The 19552-nt window shown below is 55.5% G+C and carries 18 protein-coding genes; 9 read left to right on the forward strand and 9 right to left on the reverse strand.

What is annotated here, in order from left to right:
* The first annotated feature begins 38 nt into the window (after window positions 1-38).
* Window positions 39-2060, forward strand: a complete 2022-nt coding sequence (locus C0557_RS22720) for an NADPH-dependent 2,4-dienoyl-CoA reductase (RefSeq protein ID WP_208661366.1) — start codon at window positions 39-41, stop codon at window positions 2058-2060.
* Between the two features lie 269 nt (window positions 2061-2329).
* Here the strand turns inward: C0557_RS22720 and rlmG are convergent, their stop codons facing one another.
* Window positions 2330-3457, reverse strand: coding sequence for a 23S rRNA (guanine(1835)-N(2))-methyltransferase RlmG (gene rlmG / locus C0557_RS22725; RefSeq protein ID WP_208661375.1), 1128 nt, complete (start codon window positions 3455-3457; stop codon window positions 2330-2332).
* Window positions 3458-3527: 70 nt separating this feature from the next.
* On the opposite strand from rlmG, the gene C0557_RS22730 reads away from it, so the two are divergent.
* The 4 genes from C0557_RS22730 (at window position 3528) to C0557_RS22745 (ending at window position 6664) form a co-directional block, all read left to right on the forward strand.
* The gene (locus C0557_RS22730) at window positions 3528-4019 is read left to right on the forward strand and encodes a M48 family metallopeptidase (RefSeq protein ID WP_007369996.1); all 492 of its coding nucleotides are present in this window, start codon (window positions 3528-3530) and stop codon (window positions 4017-4019) included.
* 69 nt (window positions 4020-4088) lie between these two features.
* Complete coding sequence (locus C0557_RS22735) at window positions 4089-4568, forward strand: Lrp/AsnC family transcriptional regulator (protein WP_007369995.1); 480 nt, start codon at window positions 4089-4091, stop codon at window positions 4566-4568.
* Between the two features lie 251 nt (window positions 4569-4819).
* Window positions 4820-5434 (forward strand): YitT family protein, encoded by a 615-nt coding sequence (locus C0557_RS22740; RefSeq protein WP_074778460.1) that lies wholly within the window; start codon window positions 4820-4822, stop codon window positions 5432-5434.
* 36 nt (window positions 5435-5470) lie between these two features.
* On the forward strand, window positions 5471-6664 hold the full coding sequence (locus C0557_RS22745) for an amino acid aminotransferase (protein WP_208661383.1): 1194 nt from the start codon (window positions 5471-5473) through the stop codon (window positions 6662-6664).
* 38 nt (window positions 6665-6702) lie between these two features.
* Here C0557_RS22745 and C0557_RS22750 read toward each other — a convergent pair whose 3' ends face one another.
* From C0557_RS22750 to C0557_RS22770, 5 genes are read right to left on the reverse strand one after another with little or no spacing between them, the layout of a single operon-like run.
* Window positions 6703-7464, reverse strand: coding sequence for an SDR family NAD(P)-dependent oxidoreductase (locus tag C0557_RS22750; RefSeq protein WP_208661385.1), 762 nt, complete (start codon window positions 7462-7464; stop codon window positions 6703-6705).
* A gap of 2 nt (window positions 7465-7466) precedes the next feature.
* The gene (locus tag C0557_RS22755; protein WP_208661386.1) at window positions 7467-7925 is read right to left on the reverse strand and encodes an S-ribosylhomocysteine lyase; all 459 of its coding nucleotides are present in this window, start codon (window positions 7923-7925) and stop codon (window positions 7467-7469) included.
* Between the two features lie 16 nt (window positions 7926-7941).
* Entirely contained in the window at window positions 7942-8619 is a 678-nt protein-coding gene (locus tag C0557_RS22760; RefSeq protein WP_208661388.1) for a methionine ABC transporter permease, read from the reverse strand.
* Window positions 8612-9619 (reverse strand): methionine ABC transporter ATP-binding protein, encoded by a 1008-nt coding sequence (locus tag C0557_RS22765; protein WP_208661390.1) that lies wholly within the window; start codon window positions 9617-9619, stop codon window positions 8612-8614. The genes C0557_RS22760 and C0557_RS22765 overlap by 8 nt, the downstream gene beginning before the upstream one ends.
* Before the next feature lie 8 nt (window positions 9620-9627).
* Window positions 9628-10446 carry a MetQ/NlpA family ABC transporter substrate-binding protein gene (locus C0557_RS22770; protein WP_208661393.1) on the reverse strand — a complete coding sequence of 273 codons (819 nt, stop codon included), beginning with the start codon at window positions 10444-10446 and terminating at the stop codon, window positions 9628-9630.
* Window positions 10447-10642: 196 nt separating this feature from the next.
* On the opposite strand from C0557_RS22770, the gene C0557_RS22775 reads away from it, so the two are divergent.
* From C0557_RS22775 to C0557_RS22785, 3 genes are all read left to right on the forward strand, one after another.
* On the forward strand, window positions 10643-11824 hold the full coding sequence (locus C0557_RS22775) for an aminotransferase class I/II-fold pyridoxal phosphate-dependent enzyme (protein ID WP_208661406.1): 1182 nt from the start codon (window positions 10643-10645) through the stop codon (window positions 11822-11824).
* A 94-nt stretch (window positions 11825-11918) separates the two neighbouring features.
* A complete protein-coding gene (locus C0557_RS22780) occupies window positions 11919-12917 on the forward strand; it encodes a Gfo/Idh/MocA family protein (protein ID WP_208661408.1) in 999 nt (332 codons plus the stop codon).
* Between the two features lie 245 nt (window positions 12918-13162).
* Window positions 13163-14131, forward strand: coding sequence for a TerC family protein (locus C0557_RS22785; protein WP_208661411.1), 969 nt, complete (start codon window positions 13163-13165; stop codon window positions 14129-14131).
* 11 nt (window positions 14132-14142) lie between these two features.
* Here C0557_RS22785 and C0557_RS22790 read toward each other — a convergent pair whose 3' ends face one another.
* The 3 genes from C0557_RS22790 to uxaC form a co-directional block, all read right to left on the reverse strand.
* On the reverse strand, window positions 14143-14694 hold the full coding sequence (locus tag C0557_RS22790; protein ID WP_208661413.1) for a YgjV family protein: 552 nt from the start codon (window positions 14692-14694) through the stop codon (window positions 14143-14145).
* 119 nt (window positions 14695-14813) lie between these two features.
* Window positions 14814-16301, reverse strand: coding sequence for a UxaA family hydrolase (locus C0557_RS22795; protein ID WP_074778482.1), 1488 nt, complete (start codon window positions 16299-16301; stop codon window positions 14814-14816).
* Window positions 16302-16318: 17 nt separating this feature from the next.
* A complete protein-coding gene (uxaC, locus tag C0557_RS22800) occupies window positions 16319-17731 on the reverse strand; it encodes a glucuronate isomerase (protein WP_074778484.1) in 1413 nt (470 codons plus the stop codon).
* A gap of 465 nt (window positions 17732-18196) precedes the next feature.
* Between uxaC and C0557_RS22805 the strand changes: the two genes are divergently transcribed.
* A complete protein-coding gene (locus tag C0557_RS22805) occupies window positions 18197-19495 on the forward strand; it encodes an MFS transporter (RefSeq protein WP_208661415.1) in 1299 nt (432 codons plus the stop codon).
* Window positions 19496-19552: the final 57 nt, after the last annotated feature.

Consider the following 19552-nt stretch of genomic DNA (forward strand, 5'->3'; position numbering starts at 1 on the left):
TCCGACCACATAACAATAATTTTACACTGGAAGCGCGCATGAGCCATTACCCGTCGTTATTCGCCCCACTCGATCTGGGCTTTACCACATTGAAAAACCGTGTGCTGATGGGATCGATGCACACCGGTCTGGAGGAGCGCCCGGATGGCGCAGAACGGCTGGCGGCCTTCTACGCGGAGCGCGCACGTCACGGCGTAGCGCTGATTGTGACGGGCGGAGTCGCGCCTGCGCTCTCCGGCGTTACGATGGAGGGTGGTGCCGTATTGCAGGATGCCAGCCAGCTTCCGCATCACCGGCTGATCACCGATGCCGTGCATCAGGAAGGCGGCAAAATCGCGCTGCAAATTCTGCATACCGGTCGTTACAGCTATCAGCCGCATCTGGTGGCGCCCTCTGCGCTACAGGCGCCGATCAACCGCTTTACGCCGCATGCCCTGAGCCACGACGAGATCCTTGCGCTTATCGATGACTTTGCCCGTTGTGCGCAACTGGCGCAGCAGGCCGGTTATGACGGCGTGGAAATTATGGGCTCCGAAGGCTATCTGATTAATGAATTCCTCGCCGCCCGTACCAACCAGCGGGAAGATGAATGGGGAGGCGATGAAGCCCGCCGCCGCCGTTTTGCGCTGGATGTGGTGCGCGCGGTGCGCGAACGAGTCGGTCGCGAGTTTATTATTATCTACCGTCTGTCGATGCTGGATCTGGTCGAAGGCGGCGGCACGCTGGAGCAGACCATCACGCTGGCGCAGGCAGTCGAAGCGGCAGGCGCGAACCTCATTAATACCGGTATCGGCTGGCATGAAGCGAGGATCCCGACGATCGCCACGCCGGTTCCGCGCGGAGCCTTTAGTTGGGTGACGCGCAAGCTGAAAGGGAAAGTGGGCATTCCGCTGGTCACCACTAACCGCATCAACGATCCGCAGGTTGCCGAAACGATCCTGAGTCACGGCGATGCTGATATGGTGTCGATGGCGCGTCCGTTCCTTGCCGATGCCGAGCTGCTTTCTAAAGCGCAAAGCGGTCGCGCAGATGAGATCAACACCTGCATCGGATGCAACCAGGCGTGCCTCGATCAGATCTTCGTCGGCAAGGTGACCTCCTGCCTGGTCAACCCGCGCGCCTGCCATGAGACGCTAATGCCGGTACTTCCGGCGATACGCAAGAAAAACCTTGCCGTTGTTGGCGCTGGCCCCGCCGGGCTGGCGTTTGCCGTGAATGCTGCCGCACGCGGGCACAGCGTGACGCTGTTTGACGCACAAGCGGAGATCGGCGGGCAGTTTAACGTTGCCAAACAGATCCCCGGCAAAGAGGAGTTTTACGAAACGCTGCGCTACTACCGGCGCATGCTCGATCTGACGGACGTGGCGCTGTGCCTGAACCAGCGCGTCGATCCTTCGATGCTGATGCTGTTCGATGAGGTGATCCTCGCCTGCGGTATTGAACCGCGCATTCCGCCGATCGAAGGCATCGATCATCCTAAGGTGCTGAGCTACCTCGACGTACTGCGCGACAAAGCCCCGGTCGGCGAAAGTGTGGCGATCATCGGCTGTGGCGGGATCGGTTTTGATACCGCGATGTATTTAAGCCAGCCAGGCGAACCGACCAGCCAGAACATTGCCGAGTTTTGCGTGGAATGGGGGATCGACACCAGCCTGAACGAAGTGGGCGGTCTGCGCCCGGAAGGGCCGCAACTGGCGAAAAGCCCGCGGCGCATTGTGATGCTGCAACGTAAAGCCGGTAAACCGGGAGAAAATCTGGGTAAAACGACCGGCTGGATCCATCGCGCTACGCTGCTGTCACGCGGGGTGAAAATGATCCCGTCGGTCAGTTATCAGAAGATCGATGATGCCGGGCTGCACCTGTTGGTTGGCGGCGAACCGCAACTGCTGGCAGTGGATAATATCGTGATCTGCGCCGGGCAGGAGCCAAAGCGCGAGCTGGCACAACCGCTGCGTGAAGCGGGCAAAACGGTGCATCTGATTGGCGGCTGCGATGTGGCGCTGGAGCTGGACGCTCGCCGGGCGATTGCCCAGGGCACCACGCTGGCGCTGGAGATTTAACGCAAAGTGCCGGATAGCGGCGTTGCCTTATCCGGCTGAAACAGCGACAAACATCGTAGGCCTGATAAGCGAAGCGCCATCAGGCAAAGTACCGGAGGGCGGCTTCACCTTCTCCGGCCTGGAACAGCGACAAACATCGTAGGCCTGATAAGCGAAGCGCCATCAGGCAAAGTACCGGAGGGCGGCTTCACCTTCTCCGGCCTGAAACAGCGACAAACATCGTAGGCCTGATAAGCGAAGCGCCATCAGGCATGGCGTTCATCCAACCGTTAGCGCTTCTTACGCACTTTCACCGCTTTAAGGATCACGAATTTGTTGTTCGTCGCGATCGTTTCACAGTTGCCAAAGACGCGCTTCAGCTTGCGGAAGTAATCCAGGTGGCGGTTGCCAACGATCCGCAGCTCGCCGCCATATTTCAGGCAAAAACGCGCATCGTTAAACATCTGCCAGGCGATGTGATCGGTGATGGCGCTTTGCTGATGAAACGGCGGGTTGCACAGCACCGCATCAAAGCGATCCGGCTCAATCCCGGCGAGGGAGTTGTTGATCATAAAGTCGCTGCGCGCGCTTGCTTCCGGGATATTGCTTTCCACATTCAGCCGCGCGGATGCCACAGCCATTGCCGACTCATCGGCAAACAGCACGCGGCCAGGATTTTGCGCCAGCAGTTGCAGGCCAATCACCCCGTTGCCGCAGCCGAGATCCACCATCTCGCCTTCTATCCCTTCCGGCAGATGTTGCAGGAAGAAGCGTGCGCCGATATCCAGCCCGCTGCGCGAAAAGACATTGGCATGGTTATGGATAGTCCAGTCGGTACCCTCCAGCTTCCAGCTGGCGAGCTGCAACCCGCTGGCGAGCGCAGGCGCAGTAAAGGTGCAGTTGATCAAACGCGCCTTTTTCCATGCCAGCGTGGTCGTCGTTGGGCCAAGGATTTTTTCGAACAGCGCCAGCGTCGAATTATGAATATCACGCGCTTTCGCCCCGGCGATAATCCGCGTTTGCGGCGTCACCACGTCGCGCAGCGCGTGCAGTTGTTGCTCCAGCAACGCCAGTTGTTTCGGGACTTTGATCAGCACCAGCGCCGGGTTGGCAGGCAGCGGGCTAAGGCTGTCTTGCAGCGTGACGGAGCTTTCATCCATCGCATTGATGCGCAGGTTATGCTGCGTCGCTAATTCGGCAATGTACGAATCATTAATGCAAACCGGGTGATGCTCCGCCAGTGCGCAGGCCAGCGCACCGAAACTGTCGTTAAAGATCAGAACCGGGCCTTCGACCTCATTCACCTGTTGCAGCAGATATTCGTCCGCCGCGTCCCACGCCTGTAATGACGCCTCTTCCACGCCGACAGGAAAGCGGTCTAAAGTAAATGATTGTCCGTTTAACTCAACCTGGCTCATCGCCCCTCCGAAGTGCTAAAATTCGCGCGTTTTATCGCTTAATTATCCGGAGATGTAAACACATTTCGCCATGAATACGCTTACCTACCTTCAGGGCTATCCTGAATCCCTGCTGGCGCAGGTAACCACGCTTATCGAACAGAACCGGCTTGGCGAGGTGCTGCAAAAACGCTATCCGCTCAGCCATGACATCACCACCGATAAGGCGCTGTATCAGTACACGCAGGAGATGAAAAACCAGTATCTGCGTAACGCCGCGCCGGTCAATAAAGTGATGTACGACAGCAAAATTCACGTGCTGAATAATGCGCTCGGCCTGCATACAGCGGTCTCGCGCGTGCAGGGCGGCAAGCTAAAGGCGAAAGCGGAAATCCGCGTGGCGACGGTGTTTCGCGAAGCGCCGGAAGCGTTCCTGCGGATGATCGTGGTGCATGAGCTGGCGCACCTGAAAGAGAAGGATCACAATAAAGCGTTCTATCAACTCTGCTGCCATATGGAGCCGCAATACCACCAGCTTGAGTTTGATACCCGCCTGTGGCTGACGCACCTGGCGCTGAAATAATCCCGCCTTTGCGCCGGGCAAAAAACTGGTAGTCTGTTAGCCACTCTTTTTTGCCCACCAGGCAGACCTATGTACAACATTGATGATTTCGATCTGAAGATCCTGACGCTACTGCAATCCAACGGTCGTTTGACCAACCAGGAGCTGAGCGAGCTGATTGGCCTCTCCGCGTCGCAGTGTTCCCGCCGCCGAATTGCGCTGGAACAGGCGCAGTTGATTCTCGGCTATCACGCAAGACTCGCGCCGGATGCCGCAGGCCAGGAGATGCTGGGCCTGATCGAGGTGCGTCTGCTGAACCATACGCCGGAGTGCGTGGCGAGCTTTCACCAGATGGTCAGCGGCGTGGATGCTATCATTGACGCCTATAAAACGACGGGTGACGCGGACTATTTACTCAAAGTGGCGGTTGCCGATCTGCCGGGGCTAAACCACTTAATTAGCGGCATCCTCGCGCAAAATAAGAGTGTCGCGCATCTGAAAACCTCGGTGGTGCTGAATCGCCTGAAAGAGAACGGTTTGTTGATGCCGGGCAGCAGCGCATTGCCCTGAAATGGGGCATAACGCCTCTTTCTGGTGCGACGCAGTAATGTTTTCATGCATAAATCATCGTCGATACGCACATATCACCCGAAAATAACGCCATACACGCACGTAACGTGCAAAATCTTCTTTTCCGACATTTCAATATGTTAGTGAGTGTGTCGGTGGTTTATCCACCGTTCGCGCTTCACAGCCCCACCATCTGGTGCATTTATTGCAGGTGATACTTATCTTTATCACTTAAATAATTGTGCACACTTATGGATAACGTCCTTACCCCAGATAAACTCGCCCATAGCTGGCTGGAAGATGCGCTGGCGCTGCTGTTTGGCACGCTGATGATCTCTTTTGGCGTCGTGCTGTTTCGTCAGTCCGGCGCGCTGACCGGCGGGACGGCTGGACTGGCGTTTCTGATCCACTACACCACCCATGTTTCGTTTGGCGTGGCGTTCTTCCTGATTAACCTGCCGTTTTACTGGCTCTCCGTGCGCCGCATGGGCGCGCAGTTTACGTTGAAGACCTTCTGCGCCGTAGCGATGGTATCGCTCTTTTCCGATCTGCATGGCCGTTTTATTCATATCGATCAGCTCAACCCGTTCTACGCCACGCTGTTTGGCAACATCATGATGGGGATTGGTTTTGTGGTGCTGTTCCGCCATAAAGCCAGCCTCGGCGGCATGAATATTCTGGCGCTCTGGCTTCAGGAAAAGAGCGGGATCCGCGCCGGGAAATTCCAGATGGTGGTGGATGCCTGCATCGTCACCGCTTCGCTGTTTGTGGTGAATTTGCCGATGCTGGTGGTGTCGGTTGTCGGCGCAACCATCCTTAATTTGATTATCGCCATGAACCACCGCCCCGGACGCTACGCAGTGTAATGGATTGAACCTCTGACCAACCCCAGGAGTTGTAACGTGTTCCAGAATGTTGATGCCTATGCGGGCGATCCGATCCTCTCTCTGATGGAAGCTTTCAATCAGGATAACCGTGGCGACAAGGTCAATCTCAGTATCGGTCTTTATTACAATGAGCAGGCGATCATTCCGCGCCTCGACGCCGTACAGCAGGCAGAAGCACGTCTGCAAAGCCAGCCGCAAAGCGCCAGCCTCTATCTGCCGATGGAAGGCTTTGCGCCTTACCGCAGCGCAGTGCAAACGCTGCTGTTCGGTGAGTTACATCCGGCGCTGCGTGCCGGGCGTATTGCAACCATCCAGACGCTGGGCGGCTCCGGTGCGCTGAAAGTGGGTGCGGACTTTCTCAAAAGCTACTTCCCGGATTCCGAAGTCTGGGTCAGCGATCCGACCTGGGAAAACCATATCGCGATTTTCGCCGGTGCCGGGTTCACGGTGCATAGCTATCCCTACTTTGATAACGCCAGCCGCGGCGTCGATTTCGCTGCGATGCTCGCCACGCTGAAAACGCTGCCGCCGCGCAGTATCGTGCTGTTGCATCCCTGCTGCCATAACCCAACCGGGGCGGATCTGACGCGTAATCAGTGGGATCAGGTCATTGAAGTGCTGATTGCCCGCGAACTGATCCCGTTCCTCGACATCGCTTACCAGGGCTTTGGTGCCGGGCTGGATGACGATGCCTATGCCATTCGCGCCATTGCCAGCGCCGGTTTGCCTGCGCTGGTCAGCAATTCGTTCTCGAAAATCTTCTCACTCTACGGCGAGCGCGTCGGCGGATTGTCAGTGGTGTGTGAAGATGCGGACGCTGCTGGCCGTGTGCTTGGGCAGCTTAAAGCCACGGTGCGGCGTAACTACTCCAGCCCGCCGAATTTCGGCGCACAGGTGGTTTCGCTGGTGCTGAACGACCCGCAACTGAATGCACTCTGGCGTGCTGAAGTGGAAGCGATGCGTAGCCGTATCAGCGAGATGCGGCACGCGCTGGTAGCGGCGCTGAAAACCGCGTTACCGGAGCAGGATTTTAGCTTCCTGCTAAGCCAGCGCGGCATGTTCAGTTACACCGGTTTTAGCCCTGAGCAGGTGGAAAAACTGCGTGAAGTCTTTGGCGTCTATCTGATCGCCAGCGGCCGGGTCTGCATGGCAGGGCTGAACCACCACAATATCGCCCGCGTGGCGCAGGCGTTCGCCGCCGTTCAGTAAACGGTGGCGGGTTCCGCAGGGACGCGGAACCCGGTTTGTTAATGCATGGTCATGCCGCCGGTGACATTGATGGCCTGCCCGGTCATATACGAGGCTAACGGGCTGGCGAGAAAGGCGACCACGTTGGCGACATCCAGCGGCTGTGCCGTGCGCCCGAGCAGCACTTGCGAGCAATCTTCCGCGTAGATATCTTCCGCCGTTAAACCGCGCAATGCAGCACCTTCGCGACGTTCGCGCCACTTCATCTCCGTCTCGACAATACCGGGGCAAACGGCGTTCACCAGAATGTTATGTCGCGCCAGTTCGATAGCCATCACCCGCGTCAGCCCCAGCACCGCATGCTTGGTGGCGACATATTGCCCCATCAACCGGTAACCGTTTTTCCCGGCCTGCGACGCAATATTGATGATGCGCCCGGCGGATTGCGGCTTCATCACGCGGATCGCCGCTTCTGACAAATAACTCAGCCCTTTGACATTGATGTCCAGCAACCTCTGCCAGTCGCTATCGCGCATGGCATCTACCGGGCTCATCGCCGAAACGCCGCAACTGTTGACCAGAATATCCACCCCGCCAAACCTATTCACCGCAGCGTCGATCAAGGCCTCCGCCTGCGTGCGCGAAGCCACATCGCAAGGTTGCAGCAGATAGCGTGCATGCGGCTGTGCGGCTGTCGCGGCGATATCGCCGACGACGACATTCGCGCCGCCCTGGTGCAGCAGATCGGCAATCGCTTTGCCGATCCCCTGTAACCCGCCGCTCACCACGGCGGTTTGCCCGCTAAAGTCGAGGGCAATCATGGTTAGTTACGCCGGAACGGATCATCGCTGATCCCGACTTCAAGCACCTGTTTTGCGTACTCCTGCGCCGAGAAAAGCGAATGGTCGCGATAGTTGCCGCAGGCCAGCGGCGTCACCGCCGGAACGTCGGTCGCGTCAAGTACGCGGCGCAGGACGCGCGTCAGAGCGGCAGCCACATCGGCAGGTTTGTGCTCATCCCACAGGATCAAGTAGAAACCGGTGCGGCAGCCCATCGGCGAAATATCGATAATGCCGTCCAGCTCCTCGCGCAGGCCAAAGGCCAGCAGATGCTCCAGCGTGTGCAGCGCCGCCGTGGGAATGGCGTCAACATTCGGTTGCAGCAAACGCAAATCAAACTTTTGCACCACGCTGCCCAGCGCGTGGCGTTCAACGCCAGCAACGCGAACGTAAGGGGCTTTCACTTTGGTGTGGTCGAGCGTAAAGCTTTCAACAACAGGCATGATTTTCTCCTCAGGGTTACCGCGACGACTCGCGGCGCAGACGGCGCGCCAGGCGGGTGCCGAGGGTCTGGATTAACTGCACAATGACAATCAGAACAAGGGCGGTCACCAGCGTGGCAAACGCATCAAAGCGCTGGTAACCGTAAGTAATGGCGAGATCGCCGATGCCACCGCCGCCGACCGTTCCGGCCATTGCGGTGGCGCCCAGCAGACCAATGGTGGCGGTTGTTAATGCGAGGACCAGCGAAGAGGCAGCCTCCGGCAGCATAAAGTGCCAGATCGTTTGCAGCGGAGAAGCGCCCATCGCATCTGCCGCTTCCAGAATGCCGTCGTCAATATCCAGCAGTGAACTCTCCACCAGCCGCGAAATATACGGCGCGATAAAGACAATCAGCGGCACAATCGCCCCGGCAGTGCCGATAGTGGTGCCAACCAGCAAGCGGGTGAAGGGCAGAATGGTGATCAGCAAAATGATAAAAGGCAGCGAGCGCACGACGTTGATCACCGGGTTTAGCAGCTGATGAACCACGCGATTAGGCACAATGCCGCCGGGTCGGCAAATCACCAGCACAATCCCCAGCGGAATGCCAAGCAGCGAGCCAAATCCTAACGACACGCACACCATCACCAGCGTGTCATGCAGCGCCAGCACAAACTGGTCGCCGGTCACGGCAGTATCAAATAACTCAAACATCGCTGATTTTTACCCCCGCCTCGTGAAGATCGGCAATGGCGCTGGCCACCGCCGCGTCGTCCCCCTGAATTTGCACAATCATAAAACCGATAATGCGGTTCTGGACTTCCGACATGCTGGCAAAAAGGATATTGATTTCAATCGCATAACTTTTGATGATGCGGTTGATGATCGGCTGTTGCGCGGTGCTGCCGACAAACTCCAGCCGCAACCCGCGCCCGTACGCCTGAAGCAATGCATCAACGCGCGCCGGAAGCCGGTCATGGATCACCGACTGCACAAAGCTGGCGGTTACGGCATGACGGGGTTCAGCAAACAACGTAAACACCTCGCCGTGCTCCACTACCCGGCCCCGCTCCATCACCGCCACTTTGTTGCAGATCTTTTGCACCACTGACATTTCATGGGTAATCAAGACGATAGTGATGCCATAGCGCTGATTGATCTCTTTCAGTAGCAGCAGGATCTGCACGGTGGTGTGCGGATCCAGCGCCGAGGTCGCTTCGTCGCACAGCAATACCGAGGGGTTAGTGGCCAGCGCGCGGGCGATGCCAACACGCTGTTTCTGCCCGCCGGATAACTCGTCCGGGTAGCTGTGCGCCTTGTCGCCAAGGCTGACGAAATCGAGCAGCTCCGTAACACGCGCCTGGATAAAAGCTTTATCTTTCCCTTGCAGAATCAATGGGATGGCCACGTTATGAAAAACAGTTTTCGCATTCAGCAAATTAAAATTCTGAAAGATCATGCCGATGTTTTTTTTGATCGCCTGCAAGCGCTTTCCGGTTACGCCCTGCAGCGATTCGCCATTCAGCACGACATCGCCTTTCCCTGGCGATTCAAGACGATTGATTAAACGTAGCAAGGTACTTTTCCCTGCACCGCTGTAACCAATAATCCCGAAAATATCGCCCTTTTCAATTTTCAGAGAAATGTTATCCAGCGCCTGGATTTGGTGGCCGTTACGCGCAAAGGTTTTACTGACGTTACGAAACTCAATCATCGGATTATTTATTTAAAGTAATCAGGCAACAGATAGCCGCTATATTGCGATTGTCCGTGAATATAATTTTTGAATTCGGCCGAGTGATAGCCAGCAATAATATCTTTGGCAAACTGCGCATCTTTATTTTTGCCTGCGATGGTCACGACATTAATAAAATTGCTGGTGGGATCTTCCAGTTTTAATGCCGAAGCCAGTTTCATTCCGCTGGAGACCGCAAAATTCCCCTGAATTAATCCATAATCCACATCCGGCAGGGCGCGAACCTGCTGGGCGTTATCCATCTCTTTCAACACGATTTTATACGGGTTTTCACTGATATTACGCTGGGAGAAGGTGGCCGGATCGCTCTTCGGATCGATCTTTATCCAGCCCAGACTTTGCAGCACCAGCGCGGCGCGATACTCGTTTGAGGGCTGATTCGGTACTGAAACCGTGGTGCCAGCTTCGGGTTTCGCCAGTTGTTTTATCTTCGCGGAATAGAGCCCCATCGGCGGCGTCGGCACCTGCACAATGCCGATATTATCGATGCCTAAACGTTCATTCACCGATTTAAGGTACACCGGGTGCTGCATGATATTGGCTTCAATATTCCCACGCGCCACCGCATCATTAACCTGAATACCGTCGCTGAAATCTTTAAATTCAACGGTGTAACCCTTCGCTTGCAGAAAAGGCACTACCCCTTTTTCAAATTGCTCTTTATAAGGGCCAGGGTTAAAACCCACGCGGATAATTTTATTAGTTTGCGCATCCGCCGCCTGCGCCAGCGAAGAGGAAGTGGCTAATAATGCAAAGATAACACCCAATATGACTGGCCTGCTCATTAACAATGTCCCCATCAGAATAAATTTCAATCTGATTAAATCACAGGCGATATATTTTTATTTTGCTTTTTTAGCATAACGATAATTACCCACCGAATATTCAAAAAATAAAAAACCATTGCCGCTTTTATTCTTTAGTGAATCCGCTATTTGCTGTTATGCCATAGGGAATAATGAATAGTGTGTTGAGCAAACTATGCCTGATTTTTCCCCTTCACCGTTGATCGATGCGCTGGAAGAGAACCTGTTTAGCGCGCTGGAAAAGGTGGCGGCAACCATTGATACCGCCGCGTTGCCGCTTGTCGATCTCTCCAGCGGCAGCCCTGGGCAACCCACACCGCCGGAAATCATTGCCCGCCTGCAACAGGCCGTTGCCGACGAGCAGAACCACGGCTATCCCTCGTTCTGGGGCAAAACAGAGGTGCGTCAGGCGATTGCCGATTTTTACCGGCAACGCTATGGCGTCGAACTGGATCCGGAGCGGGAAGTGGCGGTTTTCCAGGGATCGCATATCGGCGTCAGCGGTCTGCCGCGCGCGCTACTCAAGCCTGGGCAATACCTGATCTCCACCGATCCTTGTTACCCCATTTACCGCTCTGCCGCGCTACAGGCGCAGGCTCGCTTTTATGGCATCCCGCTGGAGGAAGCCGATGACTTTTTACCGGACTTCAGCCGCGTACCTGCCGACGTCGCCCGTGATGCCGGTTTGTTGATGCTCAACTATCCGCACAACCCCACCGGCGCGCTGGCCACGCCAGCGTTATTCGCGGCAGCGCTCGATTTTGCCCGCGAGTACCATCTTCCGGTGGTGCATGATTTTGCCTATGCGGCGATTGGCAGCCACGTAGAAGAAGCGCCATTAAGCCTGCTGTCGATGCCCGGCGCTAAAGCGTGGGGCGTGGAAACCTATACGCTGTCGAAAACCTTCAGCATGGCGGGCTGGCGCTTTGGTTTTGCCGTCGGCAATGCGTCTGTCATTCAGGCGTTTAAAAAGCTGCATACCCACAGCTACAGCACCGTTTTTGGGGCAGTGCAGGATGCGGCAATCGCGGCGTTAGCGCTGCCGCCACAGCGTATGCAGCAACTGGTCGCGGTTTACCATCAGCGGCGCAAATGGGTGCTGGAAATGCTGGCCGCGATATCATGGCCGGTACATGCCAGGCAAGGCACATTCTTTCTCTGGTTGCCCGTACCTGCGGGCTTTAATGCCGCGACGTTTTCCGCTTTACTGCTGAACGAGGCGCATGTGCTGGTTGCACCGGGTTCTGGCTTTGGTAAAGGAGGCGAGCAGTTTATTCGTATCAGCCTGACGGCCAGCGATGAAGCGCTCGAAACCGCGCTTGCGCGTATTGCCGCGCTGCGTCTCTTTCCCGGTTGAGGCCATTTGTGCTTCTGCGTAGCAGTGCACTGGTTTTGTCATTATGACGTGGTAGAGTGCACAAAGACCCCATTTACGGAGAAATTGCGCCCTTATGATACGTTTCGCTGTCATAGGTACAAACTGGATCACCCGCCAGTTTGTCGATGCCGCCCATGAGACGGGCAAATATAAACTCGCCGCCGTTTTTTCCCGCAGCCTTGAACAGGCGCAAACCTTCGCCAACGACTATCCGGTAGAACATCTTTTTACCTCACTGGAAGAGATGGCGAAAAGCGATGCCATTGACGCGGTGTATATTGCCAGCCCGAACTCTCTCCATTTCCCGCAGACCCGACTGTTTCTGAGCCACAAAAAGCATGTGATCTGTGAAAAACCGCTGGCCTCGAACTTACAGGAAGTCGAAGCGGCGATTGCCTGCGCGCGGGAAAATCAGGTGGTACTGTTTGAAGCCTTCAAAACCGCCAGCCTGCCGAACTTCATCCTGCTGAAACAGTCGCTGGCGAAAGTGGGCAAAGTGCGAAAAGCCTTTATCAACTACTGCCAGTACTCTTCGCGCTACCAGCGTTATCTGGATGGCGAAAACCCGAATACCTTTAATCCGGCGTTCTCGAACGGTTCGATTATGGATATCGGCTTCTACTGCCTGGCATCTGCGGTAGCGCTGTGGGGCGAGCCGCACAGCGTGCAGGCCACCGCCAGCCTGCTCGACAGCGGCGTTGATGCGCACGGCGTGGTGGTAATAGATTACGGCGATTTCAGCGTCACGCTGCAACACTCGAAAGTGAGCGACTCCGTTTTGCCAAGCGAAATCCAGGGTGAAGCCGGTTCGCTGCTGGTGGAAAAGATCTCCGAATGCCAGAAAGTGTCGTTCGTGCCGCGCGGCAGTAAAGCGCAGGAGCTGACGCAGCCGCAGCATATCAACACCATGCTCTATGAAGCGGAGACATTCGCCCGGCTGGTGGAAGAGAACGAGATCAATCATCCGGGGCTGGCCATCAGCCGTACCACGGCCAAACTGCAAACGGAAATCCGCCGTCAGACCGGCGTGAAATTCCCGGCAGATGATGTGGGTGCCGAACTCACTGCGTAAAGGTTCGTAAACCAGGTAAGCCGAATCATTGACGGCGCGAATGGACTGACATATTTTGTTACTCGCAAAGGGGAGTAACTTCATTGCCGGTGGATCGTCATTACGATGCGTTACCGCATCCGGTCGCCGGGCGTCTTCACCGACGTAAGTGAGACCTTGCCGAAAGGCGAGACTCCCTGCATCTAAAGCAAGCGGCTGACGTCTTTCGACGTTAGCCGTTTTTTGTTTTAGGTAAGGAATTCACTATGAATACAGTCGGCACACCAATGTTATGGGGCGGGTTCGCTGTCGTGGTCGTGATTATGCTGGCCATCGACCTCTTGCTTCAGGGACGACGCGGCGCGCACACCATGTCCATGAAGCAAGCGGCCGTCTGGTCGATCGTCTGGGTTAGCCTCTCGTTACTCTTCAATGCCGCGTTCTGGTGGTATCTGACGCAAACCGAAGGGCGCGCGGTGGCAGATACGCAGGCGCTGGCGTTTTTCACCGGTTATCTGATTGAAAAAGCGCTGGCGGTGGATAACGTCTTTGTCTGGCTGATGCTGTTCAGCTACTTTGCGGTTCCGGCGGCACTCCAGCGGCGGGTGCTGGTTTACGGCGTACTCGGCGCGATTGTGCTGCGTACCGTGATGATCTTTGCCGGTAGCTGGCTGATCACGCAATTCTCATGGTTGCTGTACGTGTTTGGCGCTTTCCTGCTGTTTACCGGCGTGAAGATGGCGCTGGCGAAAGAAGATGAAACCGGGATCGGCGATAAGCCGCTGGTCCGCTGGCTGCGCGGGCATTTGCGCATGACGGATCGCATCGAAAACGAGCATTTCTTCGTGCGTAAAAATGGATTGCTGTCCGCCACGCCGCTTTTACTGGTGCTGATTCTGGTGGAATTGAGCGATGTGATTTTTGCCGTTGACAGCATTCCGGCGATCTTTGCAGTGACCACCGATCCCTTTATCGTGCTGACCTCAAACCTGTTCGCGATTCTCGGTCTGCGCGCCATGTACTTCCTGCTGGCGGGCGTCGCGGAGCGCTTCTCAATGCTGAAGTACGGGCTGTCGGTGATCCTGGTGTTTATTGGCATCAAGATGCTGATCGTGGATTTCTTCCATATTCCGATCGCCATTTCGCTGGGTGTGGTCGGCGGGATCCTGGCGCTGACGCTGCTGATCAACGTCTGGGTTAACTACCAGAACGACAAGAAAAAAGCGCAGGAATAGCAAACCTGCCGTCAGCGGGCGGCAGGCTCTTTATGCACCGCGGTTTCGACTTTAAACGGATCGATACCGCGTCGCTGCATACGCCAGAAACGAATGATGTTCAGCCCGTTCATCACCAGAAAACTGCCTTCGATCAGCGTACCGCCAATCGATCCGAGCCAGAAGTTGTGGATCACCCAGCATGCGGTCGAACACCAGATAACGCAGCGCATCGGCAAACCTTTAAAGCGGAACAGCGCCCAGGTACTGACGATCGTGCCCGCCACCGGCAACAGCTCGATCGGATTATGGAATTTTGCCAGCCCCAGCCCGCTGGTCAGCACAATGAACAGCACCATCACCCACACATTGCGGGTGCGCAGCGTGATCAGCGTTCGTATCGCGTTGAGCATGGCGCTCGATCCGGCGGGAAATGCACCCATGAGAAAAAAATGTACGCCGATAATGGCGCTGTAGAGCGAGAGCTGCTTTTTGAAGCGCCGCTCATCACGATTGATGAAGGTTGTAATACCAATCAGAAAGGCAATGACACCAACGCCCTGGGCAAGCCAATACGCGGTCATGAAAAATCCTTGTCAGGTCCAAAAAAGAAAATGTTACACCAGGTCAGCACTCACGTACTTAGCAAAATATTTCGCGCCAGGGCTACTTTGGCGGCCCTGGCGCGAAAGAGAAAGGTCAATCAGAGCGTAACGCCGCTTTTGAAAATCGCTAACTCGCGGAAATCGTTCTTCTCGTTACAGGTTTGCTTACCGTTAGCGATATCGACAATCACATCAACAAACTCGTTCAGCAGTTGCGGCATCGCTTTGCCGTGAATCAGTTGACCTGCGTCGAAGTCGATCCAGTGTTTTTTCTTCCCGGCCAGTTCGCTGTTGGTGGCGATTTTCACCGTCGGCACAAAACCGCCGTACGGCGTACCGCGACCGGTACTGAACAGCACCATATGGCAGCCAGCACCTGCCAGTGCGCTGGTGGCAACGGCATCGTTACCCGGCGCGCTCAGCAGATTCAGGCCGTGAGTTTTCAAACGTTCGCCGTAGCGCAGCACATCCACGACCTGGCTGGCCCCTGCTTTTTGCGTACATCCGAGGGACTTCTCTTCCAGTGTGGTGATGCCGCCTGCTTTGTTACCCGGTGATGGGTTTTCATAAATCGGCTGATTGTGAGCGATGAAGTACTGTTTGAAGTCGTTCACCATGGTGACGGTCTTCTCAAAGGTACTTTCGTCGCGGCAATGGCTCATCAGAATACGCTCAGCACCGAACATTTCCGGCACTTCGGTCAGCACGGTAGTACCGCCGTTACCGATCACATAATCGGAGAAACGACCGAGCATCGGGTTCGCGGTAATACCGGACAGGCCGTCTGAGCCGCCGCATTCCAGACCGAATTTCAGCTCGCTCAGTTTACCCGGCTCGCGTTTGTCGTTACGCATTGCCTGATAGAGCTCATGCAAATGTTCAAGCCCGGCTTCCACTTCGTCGTCCTGGTGTTGGCAAATCATAAAGTGAACGCGTTCCGGGTCGAACTCACCCAGCGTCTCGCGGAAAGCATCGACCTGGTTGTTTTCGCAACCCAGACCAATCACCAGCACCGCTCCGGCGTTAGGGTGACGCACCATGTTTTGCAGCATGGTGCGGGTGTTGATGTGGTCGTCGCCCAACTGGGAACAACCATAGGTGTGGCTGAACAGGTAAACGCCGTCGATACCTTCGGCATCCTGGGTCTCTTTCAGGAAACGGTTCTGGATCTGGCGGGCGATGCCGTTAACGCAGCCCACGGTCGGCAGGATCCACAGTTCGTTGCGGATCCCGACTTCACCCTTTGCGCGACGGTAGATCTGAATGTCCCGATCCACCGCCTGTGCGCCTTCATCCTGAAAATCAGGTTGATAGCTATACTCGTCCACATCGCTCAGATTGGTACGCGCGTTATGGGAATGAATGTACTCGCCCGGCGCGATATCTGATGTCGCATGACCAATTGGCAGACCATACTTGACAACATTTTCACCTTCGGCAATGGCTTGCAGAGCAAACTTGTGCCCGCGTACCACCGCCTGGCGCAGCCGAACGGTCTGGTTGTCGACAACGACTTCCGTCCCTTCGGCGAGATCCGCCAGTGCTACCGCAACGTTATCCAGCGAATGGATCTTGATGTATTGCATATCAACCTCAAACGGCCTTAGTTCAGTTCAATCGCGAAATAATCACGCGCATTGTTAAAGCAGATATTTTTCACCATCTCGCCCAGCAACTGGATATCTGCCGGCGCTTCGCCTGCTTCCACCCAGCGACCAATCATCTGGCACAGAATGCGGCGGAAGTATTCGTGGCGGGTGTAAGACAGGAAGCTGCGGCTGTCGGTCAGCATGCCGACGAAACGGCTCAGCAGGCCGAGCTGCGCAAGCTGGGTCATCTGACGTTCCATGCCATCTTTCTGATCGTTAAACCACCAGCCGGAACCGAACTGCATTTTGCCCGGCATACCTTCACCCTGGAAGTTGCCGACCATGGTGCCCAGCACTTCGTTGTCGCGCGGGTTCAGACAGTAGAGGATGGTTTTCGGCAGCAGGTTTTCTTCATTCTGCTTGCTCAGCAGCTTAGAAAGCTCTTCCGCCAGCGGACGGTCATTGATGGAGTCAAAGCCGACATCCGGCCCCAGCAGTTTGAACTGGCGCAGGTTGTTGTTACGCAGCGCACCAATGTGGTACTGCTGCACCCAACCGCGACGTGCGTATTCCGCACCCAGCCAGACCAGTACTGCCGTTTTGAACTGCGCGATCTCTTTTTCGCTCAGGCTTTCACCGGACAGGCGGCGGGCCAGGATGCTATCCAGCTCTGCTTCGCTGGCTTCGGCGAACAGCACAACATCCAGCGCGTGGTCGGAAACTTTACAACCGTGTGCCGCAAAGTGATCCAGACGTTTGGCCAGTGCAGTTTGCAGATCGGCAAAACGACGAATGTCGGTATCGGACACTTCACCCAGTTTCGCCATGTAATCGTTAAAGGTCGCCTGTTCAATGTTGAACGCTTTATCCGGGCGCCAGCTCGGCAGCACTTTGACACTGAACGTTTTGTCTTTGGCGACAGAAGCGTGATGCTCCAGAGAGTCGATCGGATCGTCAGTGGTACCGACCATTTTCACATTCATCTGCTGCATGATGCCGCGCGCGGAGAATTTATCCTGCGCCAGCAGTGCATTGCCCTGCTCCCAGATTTCATCCGCAGTCGCCGGGGAAAACAGCTTACCTGTAATACCAAATGGGCGACGCAGCTCAAGATGTGTCCAGTGGTATAACGGGTTACCGATCGTGTGCGGCACCGTTGCCGCCCAGGCGTCAAACTTCTCGCGATCGGACGCATCGCCGGTACACAGGCGCTCAGGCACACCATTGGTACGCATCGCGCGCCACTTGTAGTGGTCACCTTTCAGCCAGATGTCATACAGGTTTTTAAAACGATAGTTTTCAGCGATCTGCTGCGGCGGTAAGTGGCAGTGGTAGTCGAAAATCGGTTGGTCTTTGGCGTAGTCGTGGTACAGGCGGCGCGCAAATTCGGTATCTAATAGAAAATCTTCAGTCATAAACGGGGTCATTATCGTCTTCCTCTCAACGAGTGCGTCTGATGTTTACCTTTGATGCTGACAAAGTTATCACACCAATTTCTATAGACCGAAGATATTTTCGTGAGTTGGATCAATAAAAACAGACAAAAATTTACGCTTCTGCGCGATAAATACCCCGCCAGACCGCGCCAAATCTGGCTTCTTCCGGCAAAGTTAAAGACCACACAAAGAAAAACACTTTTGTGATATCACTCACCTTTTCAAGTTGTATGACAAGTTATCTTTCAGCCGTCGAACACATAGCCGACGGAATGCATTCCCGATAACACATTAAATCGGTCTTGACGGTACGGATGCCGGATTAAAAAAACGCTTACTTGTGGCAAGGTTTGGGCCGTACCGGGGACGATCCCGGTTACGTCCTCCCGTTTTCATCCTCCGAACACGATCGAAGGGTGACCGCGCAAGCGGTAATAACATAACGATGAGGTTTACATGCGTAAAATCAAAGGATTACGTTGGTACATGATAGCACTGGTGACGGTCGGCACCGTATTGGGCTATCTGACACGTAACACAGTGGCAGCCGCGGCTCCGACATTAATGGAAGAGCTGCACATTTCTACCCAGCAATATTCTTACATCATTGCAGCGTATTCCGCGGCTTATACTGTTATGCAGCCTGTAGCCGGCTATGTGCTGGATATTCTGGGCACCAAAATTGGTTACGCCTTCTTCGCGATTACCTGGGCTGTATTCTGCGGCGCAACTGCGCTGGCAGGCAGCTGGGGCGGCCTGGCGCTGGCGCGTGGTGCGGTCGGTGCGGCTGAAGCAGCCATGATTCCGGCAGGCCTGAAAGCCGCGTCTGAATGGTTCCCGGCCAAAGAACGTTCTATTGCCGTCGGCTATTTCAACGTTGGTTCTTCTATTGGCGCCATGATCGCTCCGCCGCTGGTGGTGTGGGCAATTGTGATGCACAGCTGGGAAATGGCGTTCATCATCTCTGGTGTGCTGAGCTTCGCATGGGCAATGGCCTGGTTGTTCTTCTATAAACACCCGCGCGACCAGAAAAAACTGAGCGAAGAAGAACGCGAATACATCATTGGCGGTCAGGAAGCACAGCACCAGACCAACAATGGCAAGAAAATGTCCGTCTGGCAGATTCTGGGCACCCGTCAGTTCTGGGGTATCGCACTGCCGCGCTTCCTGGCAGAACCGGCCTGGGGCACCTTCAACGCCTGGATCCCGCTGTTCATGTTTAAAGTGTACGGTTTCAACCTGAAAGAAATCGCCATGTTCGCCTGGATGCCGATGCTGTTCGCTGACCTGGGTTGTATCGTCGGTGGTTACCTGCCGCCGCTGTTCCAGCGCGTGTTTGGTGTTAACCTGATCGTTTCCCGTAAAATGGTGGTGACCATGGGCGCGCTGCTGATGATCGGCCCTGGCATGATCGGCCTGTTCACCAGCCCGTACGTTGCAATTGGTCTGCTGTGCATCGGTGGTTTTGCTCACCAGTCTCTGTCCGGCGCGCTAATTACGCTCTCTTCCGACGTCTTTGGTCGTAATGAAGTGGCAACGGCAAACGGTCTGACTGGTATGGCTGCCTGGACCGCAAGTACGATGTTCGCTCTGGTCGTCGGTGCGCTCGCGGATACTATTGGTTTCAGCCCGCTGTTCGCTGTGCTGGCACTGTTTGACCTGATGGGCGCTATCCTGATTTGGACGGTACTGAAAAACCAGACCGCCGAAGAGGTCGTAAACCATACCGTTGGCGACACCGCTGCGCAAAATTAGCGGTTCACGAGAGTGTGACAAAAATATGTAAAAGCCGCCCCTGAGGCGGCTTTTTCG

This window comes from Kosakonia sp. MUSA4, assembly GCF_013085925.1.
Classification (GTDB): Bacteria; Pseudomonadota; Gammaproteobacteria; order Enterobacterales; family Enterobacteriaceae; genus Kosakonia; species Kosakonia sacchari_B.

What these genes read in the sequence shown, in the direction of transcription:
- C0557_RS22775 (WP_208661406.1), top strand. Translation starts at nt 10,643, where the DNA reads ATGCCTGATTTTTCCCCTTCACCGTTGATCGATGCGCTGGAAGAGAAC.
- C0557_RS22730 (WP_007369996.1), top strand. Translation starts at nt 3,528, where the DNA reads ATGAATACGCTTACCTACCTTCAGGGCTATCCTGAATCCCTGCTGGCG.
- C0557_RS22765 (WP_208661390.1), bottom strand. Translation starts at nt 9,619, where the DNA reads ATGATTGAGTTTCGTAACGTCAGTAAAACCTTTGCGCGTAACGGCCAC.
- C0557_RS22795 (WP_074778482.1), bottom strand. Translation starts at nt 16,301, where the DNA reads ATGCAATACATCAAGATCCATTCGCTGGATAACGTTGCGGTAGCACTG.
- C0557_RS22750 (WP_208661385.1), bottom strand. Translation starts at nt 7,464, where the DNA reads ATGATTGCCCTCGACTTTAGCGGGCAAACCGCCGTGGTGAGCGGCGGG.
- C0557_RS22780 (WP_208661408.1), top strand. Translation starts at nt 11,919, where the DNA reads ATGATACGTTTCGCTGTCATAGGTACAAACTGGATCACCCGCCAGTTT.
- C0557_RS22770 (WP_208661393.1), bottom strand. Translation starts at nt 10,446, where the DNA reads ATGAGCAGGCCAGTCATATTGGGTGTTATCTTTGCATTATTAGCCACT.
- C0557_RS22735 (WP_007369995.1), top strand. Translation starts at nt 4,089, where the DNA reads ATGTACAACATTGATGATTTCGATCTGAAGATCCTGACGCTACTGCAA.
- C0557_RS22755 (WP_208661386.1), bottom strand. Translation starts at nt 7,925, where the DNA reads ATGCCTGTTGTTGAAAGCTTTACGCTCGACCACACCAAAGTGAAAGCC.
- C0557_RS22790 (WP_208661413.1), bottom strand. Translation starts at nt 14,694, where the DNA reads ATGACCGCGTATTGGCTTGCCCAGGGCGTTGGTGTCATTGCCTTTCTG.
- C0557_RS22760 (WP_208661388.1), bottom strand. Translation starts at nt 8,619, where the DNA reads ATGTTTGAGTTATTTGATACTGCCGTGACCGGCGACCAGTTTGTGCTG.
- C0557_RS22720 (WP_208661366.1), top strand. Translation starts at nt 39, where the DNA reads ATGAGCCATTACCCGTCGTTATTCGCCCCACTCGATCTGGGCTTTACC.
- C0557_RS22785 (WP_208661411.1), top strand. Translation starts at nt 13,163, where the DNA reads ATGAATACAGTCGGCACACCAATGTTATGGGGCGGGTTCGCTGTCGTG.
- uxaC (WP_074778484.1), bottom strand. Translation starts at nt 17,731, where the DNA reads ATGACCCCGTTTATGACTGAAGATTTTCTATTAGATACCGAATTTGCG.
- C0557_RS22740 (WP_074778460.1), top strand. Translation starts at nt 4,820, where the DNA reads ATGGATAACGTCCTTACCCCAGATAAACTCGCCCATAGCTGGCTGGAA.
- C0557_RS22805 (WP_208661415.1), top strand. Translation starts at nt 18,197, where the DNA reads ATGCGTAAAATCAAAGGATTACGTTGGTACATGATAGCACTGGTGACG.
- rlmG (WP_208661375.1), bottom strand. Translation starts at nt 3,457, where the DNA reads ATGAGCCAGGTTGAGTTAAACGGACAATCATTTACTTTAGACCGCTTT.